This is a genomic window from Halorubrum sp. AJ67 (genome assembly GCF_000513435.1).
The window spans coordinates 122,526-124,309 of the sequence record NZ_CBVY010000011.1 but is presented as its reverse complement, the minus strand read 5'-3'; the positions used below and the strand labels follow the sequence as shown (position 1 = coordinate 124,309).

General features: G+C 69.6%; 3 protein-coding genes and 1 pseudogene. 3 read left to right on the top strand and 1 reads right to left on the bottom strand.

What is annotated here, in order from left to right; all coding sequences use genetic code 11:
- The 3 genes from BN903_RS10390 to BN903_RS10380 form a co-directional block, all read left to right on the top strand.
- On the top strand, positions 1-1,026 hold a 1,026-nt coding region (locus tag BN903_RS10390), incomplete at its 5' end, for a deoxyhypusine synthase (RefSeq protein ID WP_079890639.1).
- A gap of 98 nt (positions 1,027-1,124) precedes the next feature.
- Entirely contained in the window at positions 1,125-1,325 is a 201-nt protein-coding gene (locus tag BN903_RS10385) for a hypothetical protein (RefSeq protein WP_048077655.1), read from the top strand.
- A 4-nt stretch (positions 1,326-1,329) separates the two neighbouring features.
- Positions 1,330-1,536, top strand: a complete 207-nt coding sequence (locus tag BN903_RS10380; protein WP_048077654.1) for a hypothetical protein — start codon at positions 1,330-1,332, stop codon at positions 1,534-1,536.
- A gap of 24 nt (positions 1,537-1,560) precedes the next feature.
- Here BN903_RS10380 and BN903_RS10375 read toward each other — a convergent pair.
- Positions 1,561-1,784, bottom strand: a pseudogene (locus tag BN903_RS10375) (alkane 1-monooxygenase); the annotation flags it as partial.

Genomic DNA, 1,784 nt, shown 5'->3' with positions numbered 1-1,784 from the left:
GATCGCGACGACGGGCCGCACCGCGAGGAGTTCCACGCGGACCCGGTGGGCCACACCCGCGCGACCGCCGGGATGACCGTGAGCGAACTCGTCGACGGCTACGGCGACGCGGGCATCGGGGCCGCCGCGGTCAACGAGGCGGGCGACGTGCTCGCGGAGATGTTCGCGAACGAGGACTGTACCGTGTTCCTCTCGCTGGCGGGCGCGATGGTGCCCGCGGGGATGCGCCGGATCGTTGCCGACCTCATCCGCGACGGCTACGTCGACGCCCTCGTGACCACCGGAGCGAATCTCACCCACGACGCCATCGAGGCCATCGGCGGGAAACACCACCACGGGCGCACTCACGACCCCGAGAAGAGCCTCCGCGAACACGACGAGGGGCTGCGCGACGAGGGCGTCGACCGCATCTACAACGTGTACCTCCCGCAGGAGCACTTCGCGGAGTTCGAGGGTCACCTCCGCGAGGAGGTGTTCCCGGCGCTGGAGGCCGACCCGGACGCGGACGGCACCGACGCCGTCTCCATCGCCGACCTGACGCGCGAACTCGGCCGCGCGAACGCCGCGGTCAACGAGCGCGACGACGTGCCGGAGGGGCCGGGCGTCGCCGCGGCCGCCTACGAGTGCGACGTGCCGATCTACTGCCCGGCGGTCCAAGACTCCGTACTGGGGCTTCAGGCGTGGATGTACGCCCAGACCGCGGACTTCACGCTCGACGCCCTCGCCGACATGACGGAGCTGACCGACCTCGCCTTCGACGCCGACGACGCCGGCTGCCTGCTCGTCGGCGGCGGGGTCCCGAAGAACTTCACCCTCCAGACGATGCTCGTCACGCCCCGGGCGTACGACTACGCCGTCCAGATCACGATGGACCCGGAGGCGACCGGCGGCCTCTCCGGGGCGACGCTCGAAGAGGCGCGGTCGTGGGGGAAGTTGGAGAAAGACGCGCGCAACGCCTCCGTCTACGGCGACGCGACCGTGATGCTCCCGATGCTGATCGCCGCCGCTCGCGACCGGGTGGAGTGACTCCGGACGAGACACCTCGCGAACGCGGTACCCGACCGGCAACGCTGCTTAATTAGATGTAATTAGATTTTTCACGCAGGAGCGCGTGGCCGACGGTAATGAGCGACTACACGACGATCTCGCTGCGCAAGGAGTTCGTCGCGGACGTCGAGGAGTACATCGAAGAGGAGCCGTTCGGCTCGGTCAAGGAGTTCGTGAAACACGTCGTCGTTCAGGAGATGGAGTCGGACGACGAGATCAGCGAGGCCGAGGCCCGTCGGATCGGCCAGCGACTCCGGGATCTGGGGTACGTGGAGTGACGCCATGGCGGTCGAACTCCACGCCGCGATCCCCGGCGCGCTCGACCGCGCGGACCTCTTGTTGCTCGCCTTTCCCCTCCTCTTCGTCGCGGTCTACGGCGCGCTGGCGCTGAACACGGGCGACGGAATCCCGCCGCTCGCGGGTGCTTCGGCGGTCTGTTGTCTGCTGATCGTCGACGGCGTCTTCCTCAATCCGCCCGTCGACCGCTGACCGGGGTCGGTCGCTCCGTCTCGGTCACGCTCGCGGCTCCAGCTCCATCGCCTCCGCGAGCAGCGCGTGGGAGTCGAGCGCGTCCTCGTGGTCCGGCACCGTGTGTTGGATCATCACCTCGTCGACGCCGACGCGGTCCGCGAGCTGTTCGAGCAGCCCCGAGACCGTCTCCGGCCCGCCGGAGATCGCCCGCGGCCACTCGTCGGGGTCGAGCGTCGCCGGCGTCGGGTCGGGCGCGCCGCCGAGTT

Coding starts and splice junctions, on each gene's coding strand:
- BN903_RS10385 (WP_048077655.1), top strand. CDS start 1,125: ATGAGCGACTACACGACGATCTCGCTGCGCAAGGAGTTCGTCGCGGAC.
- BN903_RS10380 (WP_048077654.1), top strand. CDS start 1,330: ATGGCGGTCGAACTCCACGCCGCGATCCCCGGCGCGCTCGACCGCGCG.